The sequence below is a fragment of the Mangrovibacterium sp. genome (genome assembly GCF_059905295.1).
In genome coordinates this window covers 1-6,765 of record NZ_JBZQJF010000089.1, presented here as the reverse complement: position 1 = coordinate 6,765, position 6,765 = coordinate 1, and the positions used below count along the sequence as shown (strand labels likewise).

General features: G+C 43.8%; 5 protein-coding genes. 2 read left to right on the top strand and 3 right to left on the bottom strand.

Features of this window, described 5'->3' with window-relative positions; translation table 11 throughout:
• The 3 genes from AC37HE_RS04905 to accC all read right to left on the bottom strand — a co-directional run.
• Window positions 1-758, bottom strand: a 758-nt coding sequence (locus tag AC37HE_RS04905) for an acyl-CoA carboxylase subunit beta (RefSeq protein WP_500781668.1), incomplete at its 3' end; no start/stop codon positions are given.
• 66 nt (window positions 759-824) lie between these two features.
• Window positions 825-1,334, bottom strand: a complete 510-nt coding sequence (locus tag AC37HE_RS04900; RefSeq protein ID WP_500781667.1) for an acyl-CoA carboxylase biotin carboxyl carrier protein subunit — start codon at window positions 1,332-1,334, stop codon at window positions 825-827.
• A gap of 10 nt (window positions 1,335-1,344) precedes the next feature.
• Window positions 1,345-2,859, bottom strand: coding sequence for an acetyl-CoA carboxylase biotin carboxylase subunit (gene accC / locus AC37HE_RS04895; protein WP_500781666.1), 1,515 nt, complete (start codon window positions 2,857-2,859; stop codon window positions 1,345-1,347).
• A gap of 205 nt (window positions 2,860-3,064) precedes the next feature.
• Here accC and AC37HE_RS04890 point away from each other — a divergent pair, with 205 nt between their 5' ends.
• Both AC37HE_RS04890 and AC37HE_RS04885 read left to right on the top strand, forming a co-directional pair.
• The gene (locus AC37HE_RS04890) at window positions 3,065-5,683 is read left to right on the top strand and encodes a DUF5916 domain-containing protein (RefSeq protein ID WP_500781665.1); all 2,619 of its coding nucleotides are present in this window, start codon (window positions 3,065-3,067) and stop codon (window positions 5,681-5,683) included.
• Between the two features lie 45 nt (window positions 5,684-5,728).
• Window positions 5,729-6,765, top strand: a 1,037-nt coding sequence (locus AC37HE_RS04885; protein WP_500781664.1) for an MATE family efflux transporter, incomplete at its 3' end; no start/stop codon positions are given.

Below are 6,765 nucleotides of genomic sequence, written 5' to 3'. Positions count from 1 at the left end.
TCCATATTGTTGAGCGGAATAAAGCTCATCAGCTCGCGAACCATCATCAGGGTTTGTTCTTCGTCGTCACCCGTAAAATGTGTTACACCACTTTTGGTGCTGTGGGTAACGGCACCACCAAGCTCTTCCTGTGTTACGTCTTCGTGAGTAACAGTTCTGATTACATCGGGGCCGGTAACAAACATGTAACTTTTCTCATTCACCATAAAAATGAAGTCGGTGAGGGCAGGAGAATACACTGCACCACCGGCACAAGGGCCAAGAATGACACTAATTTGCGGGATAACACCACTCGAGAGAACGTTGTTGTAAAAGATGTCGGCATATCCGGCCAGTGACTGAACACCTTCCTGGATGCGGGCACCACCTGAGTCGTTCAATCCAATAAGCGGCTTACCCATTTTTACAGCCATGTTCTGGATTTTGACAATCTTATCGGCATTGGTGCGGCTCATACTTCCGCCAAATACCGTAAAGTCCTGAGCGTAGATATAAACCAGGCGTCCGTTAATTTTACCGTATCCGGTAACCACACCGTCGCCCGGAATCTTTTTTTTATCCATGCCAAAATCGGTAGCCCGGTGTGTCACCAGCTTATCGATTTCGTTGAACGTTCCCGGATCGAGCAGTTCGAGAATCCGTTCGCGGGCCGTTTTCTTGCCACCGGCATGTTGTTTTGCAATTCGTTCTTCACCACCGCCTAGCTCGGCTTGTTTATTTAATTGTTCAAAATGATCGAATTTTGCTTTTAAGTCCATAGTAATTTACATTTCGTTTCAGACGACAATTCTAATATTTCCAGTAATGGGGTAACTAACCGGGGGTTAGTCAATTTCAACCAAAACCTGGTTGGAGTCAACTGTGTCGCCTGCTTTAATATTTACTTTCTTGATTACGCCGTCAACAGCTGCTTTGTATTCACTTTCCATTTTCATGGCTGAAATAATCACTGCTGTTTCTCCCTTTTTAATTGGTTCACCCACTTCGGCAAGCACTTTAACAATCTTACCGGGCATAGGAGCTGTAATTTTCTTATCGCTGTTGTTGAGCGTTCCTTCGCCACGATTACGAATGTAGCGGGCTTCCGCATCAATAACGTCTAAATCGTACGTTTGGTAGAGGGTGTAAGCCGTATACGTTTTGGGTTTTGCCCCCGGAACAAGGGTAATATTATGGGAACGGTTGTCGGCTAAAATCGAAAATGTTCCCTCGTCGTTGTGCATCAAATCCAGTTGATAGACGCGGCCGTCAACCATGATTTCGAGCAAATTTTCGTTCTGATTGAGCACTTTTACTTTCGCAACGCGGTCATTCAGTTTTACATCTATTGGCATAATCGAAATTTTAAAGTCTGTCGAAATTCTTTTGGTAAGTGTATTTTTTCCAACGGTTTTCAGTTGGGTTCAACTGCTTATTTGGAATAACCTTATTCAAGCGGTTCAGGTAGTCGATATAGGTAGCAATGATCACCATGTCTTCCTGTACCGTATCAGCTTCGTCTTCGCGAAGCAGACTTTCGCGGTTTTTCTCGATGTAGGTGGTATCGTAGTTCCCGCCTCTGAAGTCTTCAGAGTCCATGATGCGCTCCAGGAACTTGATTGATGTTTTTACCCCTGTAATTTTATACTCGTACAGAGCACGTCGCATCCGTTGAATGGCTTCTTCGCGGTTGTTGGCCCAAACAATCAGTTTCGAGATCATTGGGTCGTAGTGAATTGGAATTTCGTAACCTTCGTATACATAACCGTCGGTGCGTACGCCCAGCCCTAGTGGTTCTGTGATGCTGTGAATTCGGCCCGCACTCGGCATAAAGTTGTTATCGGAGTCTTCGGCATAAATCCGGCACTCGATGGCATGTCCTTTTTGAGCCAGGTCTTCTTGTTTAAATTCAAGAGGATGTCCTTCGGCAACTAGTATTTGTTGCTTAACCAGGTCGACACCGGTTACACGCTCAGTAATCGGGTGCTCTACCTGCAAGCGGGTGTTCATTTCCAGGAAATAGTAATTCAGTTGGTCATCAACCAGGAACTCGATGGTTCCGGCCCCCACATAGTTTACGGCTTTGGCCGCATTAACGGCATCAGCACCCATTTTTGCCTGCAGCTCAGGTGTCATAAGTGGAGAAGGAGTTTCTTCAACCATTTTTTGGTGGCGTCGCTGGATCGAGCATTCCCGTTCGAACAGGTGAATGACATTTCCATGTTGATCGCCCATCACCTGGAACTCGATGTGGTGCGGAGAGCTTACATACTTTTCAATGTAAACGGCATCGTCGTTAAAAGCAGCTAAGGCTTCGGAGCGGGCAGCACGAACTGACGAAAGAATTTCAGCCTCTTCTTTCACCAAACGCATTCCTTTTCCGCCACCACCAGCTGATGCTTTAATCATTACAGGTAAGCCAATTCCTGCAATAATTTCTAATGCTTCATCTTCGGACGAAATGGCCTCTGTGGTTCCGGGGACAACAGGCACTCCCGCAGCGATCATCGCTTTACGAGCCTGTATTTTATCACCCATTGCTACGATTACCTCGGGTTTAGGGCCGACGAAAATGATATTGTTTTCTTGGCAAAGCCCGGCAAATTCTGCGTTCTCGGACAGGAAGCCATATCCGGGGTGAATAGCGTCGGCTTTGGATTTTAAGGCGACTTCAATGATTTTATCTGCCCTTAGGTAACTCTCTTTCGAGGGAGCAGGTCCAATGTAATACGCTTCGTCTGCATAACGTACGTGCATTGATGTACGATCGGCATCCGAAAAAACAGCTACTGTAGCAATGTTCATCTCACGGCAGGTGCGCATGATGCGAATTGCTATCTCGCCCCGGTTTGCAACCAGGATTTTGTTTATTTTCCTCATAATGTGATACAAATAATATTAGATCATGTCAAAGAATGTCGAATTCTTTTTATAAATCCACAACAATAAACCACGATTGTCCTAAAAAGTTTAGAAAGCTAACTTTCAATTCCGGTTTTTTCAAGGGCCGAAAGTAAAATATTTTATTGAACAGTTGTTAAATTTTTACATTTGTGTATATTTGGAGATATTCTAAACGAAAATTATGTTCTTACGTGTTTGTGCTTTATTTGTAATCACAATATTTTTCGTCGTTAGTAAAGGGTTTTCACAGAATACACTGGTCTATAATTTATCGAAAGACTCCCTCGTAAATCAAGCTGCCAGCCTTGAAAAAATATATTCAGCATCTCGTGTAAGCGATCGACCAAAGATTGATGGAGTACTGGATGATTTATGTTGGAAAACAGCTCACTGGGATGGAAGTTTTATCCAACAACAACCCAATCAGGCCGCAAAACCTTCTCAAAAAACCGAAATCGCCTTGCTTTATGATGACCTGAACCTGTATGTGGGAGTGAAGTGTTACGAAAGCGAAGCCGGTAATATTCGTTCCGTTTTAACCCGACGCGATGAATACGGCGGAGATATGATGGGAATTGCTTTGGACACTTATGGCGACAACAGAACTGCTTTTGAGTTTGACGTTACAGCAGCAGGGCAGAAGATTGATTTTGTGCAGATGGGAGCTCAGGAAACCGATTTGAACTGGGATGCAATTTGGGATGCCAAAACCTCGGTGAGCGATAGTCTATGGACTGCTGAACTACGGATTCCTTTTAGTCAGCTTCGTTTTGCCAAAGGCGATGAGCAGAAGTGGGGATTGCATGTTTGGCGTTATATCGATCGTTTAGGTGAAGAAGACCACTGGAAGCTTGTGCCGGTTGATGCCCCTGCAACAGTTTATCTTTTTGGTGACCTGGATGGAATTAAGGGAATCAATTCGAAACGGAAAATAGAACTTTTGCCTTATGGTAATCTGAAATATTCACCCAATACCGATTTAAAAGAAAAATGGAATGCAGGAGCCGGTCTCGATGGAAAAGTCGGACTTTCGTCGGATTTTACCCTCGATTTTACGGTCAATCCTGATTTTGGACAGGTTGAAGCAGACCCTTCTGTGTTAACATTGAAAAGTTACGAGATATTTTACGATGAGAAGCGGCCTTTCTTTTTGGAAGGAAATAATGTGTTCAATTACGGATCGGAAGAAGATTTACTTTTCTACTCGCGCCGTATTGGGCATGCTCCGAGTTATGAGCCCGATTTAGCCGATGGTGAAACGCTTTCGATTCCTGAAAATACATCGATTATTTCAGCCTTAAAGCTAACCGGGAAAAGTAAGAAAGGCTTATCAGTTGGTTTCTTGCATAGTATGACAGCACGCGAAAATGCAACTGTTTACGGGGAGGATGGAAGCACTACAAAGATGAATGCCGAACCTTTTACGAATTACATGGTGGGACGCCTGAAACAGGATTTTAACAAAGGGAATACCGTACTGGGGGGAATGGTTACTTCAGTCAACCGGAATATTAACGAACCTCAGTTGGACTTTCTTCCCAAATCGGCCTTGACAGGTGGGCTGGACTTTGTTCATAACTGGAAAAAACGAAAATACTATGTTGCCGGAAAAGGCTTTTTTAGCGATGTAAAAGGATCGGAGGAAGCTATCTCAAATTTACAATTGGCATCGACTCACTATTTTCAACGTCCTGATGCCAGTCACCTGGAGTATGATGGTACCCGTACCAGCCTGTCCGGTCATGGGGGAGAGATTGAAGGGGGTAAGCGAAGTGGTAAGTTTAGGGCTACCGGTTCGTTTAGCTGGCGCTCGCCGGGCGTCGATTTAAATGATGTTGGTTATATGTATCAGGCCGATTATCTGAAGGAGCAGGCTACCCTTTATTACCTGGTTAATAAGCCACATGGTATCATGCGAAACTATTGGTTTCGAATGACGCAAATGGCTAGTTGGAGCTATGGTGGTGAACTAACGAAGGAAGAAGTGACAGGTCACACTTATCTGCGTTTTACGAATTTGTGGCGGGTACACCTGAATCTCGAGCGCGATTATAATTTATTTGATACCCGTGAATTGCGCGGAGGCCCAATCTTGTATAAAGACCCGACATGGGATGGTGAAGTCTTTGTGCAAACCAATTCGGCCAAAGATCTTTTACTGGCGGCTGGAGCCCGTTATATTCGGGGCGACGATCAAATCAGCCAGCGTGATCAATATACCTTGTACCTGCGGTTTTTGCTGGGCGAAAACTTAAGTATCACCACGAATACGGTTTATTTAAAGAATGTAGATTACCACCAGTATGCCGGCCGTGTAACTTTAGCTGATGGCAACAAAGGCTATATTGTTGGGCAGATAGACCAAAAAGTTCTGTATACCACCTTGCGTCTCGAATATTTTGTAACACCTGAGTTTTCGATCCAGTATTATGCATCTCCGTATGCATCGACTGGTAAATATTCAAATTTCAGAAGAGTAAATGTTGGTGATAGTAAGAAGTTGAGTGATCGGTACATCGGGCTCGAAGGTCAATTGGATAATCGGATTTATACATTTACTGAAGGAGAGGATTCTTATCGGATTTATAACCCGAACTTCATTTTTAAAGAGTTGAATTCCAATCTCGTTGCCCGTTGGGAATTCAGACCCGGCTCTACGATCTACCTGGTTTGGAACAGGACGATATCAGATTATCAATACGATTACGACTCTTCCATAACAAATGTATTTGGTGCGATCCCGGGAAGTGATTCTCAAAACGTTTTTATGGTGAAATTTACATACTGGTTTACGCTATAACCAATTACTGCAGTATTTTTGCCCTGAATTGTTAAAACTCATTTTGTGGCATTAAAATCCTATTTCCCTTTTTATAAGAAGAACCTCCAATTGGCTATTCCGGTTATTTTATCGCAAGTAGGGCAGGTTACGGTTTCGCTGGTCGATAATATGATGGTTGGTCATGCCGGGACAACAGAACTGGCTGCGGCTTCGTTTTCCAACAGCATCTTTATTATAGGTATGTTGCTGGGAATGGGGATTACCATGGGAATTACACCCTTGGTAGGGAAATTTTTCAGCCAGAAAAATGATCATGAGGTCGCTGCTTTCCTGAAGAATGGTTTTGTCTTGCATGGGATTATTGCGATGCTGTTGGTTGTTGTGATGTCCGTTGTTGCACTCTTTTTAGGGCGGATGGGGCAACCTGAAGAGGTTGTGAAGTTGGCCTATCCCTATTTCATGGTTTTGGTGGCTTCTCAGCTTCCCTTATTACTTTTTTATTCGCTAAAACAGTTTCTCGAAGGCTTAGGAAATACGAAAGTTGCCATGATGATCACTCTGACTTCAAATCTGGTCAACCTGGTGTTTAATTATCTGCTGATTTTCGGAAAGTTTGGATTTCCGGAACTTGGCTTAATGGGGGCTGGTATTTCAACTTTTATTGCACGGCTGATTATGCCTTTTCTGATTATTGCTTTTCTGCGTCGCCATCAAAGCTTTTCTCAGTATGTGAAAACTGCTTTACACGCGCATTTCGATAGGGGGCGAATTAAGCAGTTACTGAGCATTGGCCTGCCTATCGGTATTCAGATTGTTATTGAAGTATTAACCTTTAGTGTTGGGGCCGTAATGATGGGATGGTTGGGGAAAGAACAGCTGGCAGCACATCAAATTGCCATCGGTATGGCTTCGTTTACCTACATGATTAGCCTTGGAGTTGGTGCCGCATCGACTATTCTGGTTAGTCACGAGTTTGGCGTGCATAATATAGCTGGGATTCGCAAAATGGTCAGTTCTGGATTACACCTGATTGTGCTGTTTATGTTTTCAATGGGAATTCTCTTTATTTTACTAAGGGAGCAACTTCCCTGGCTATTTAC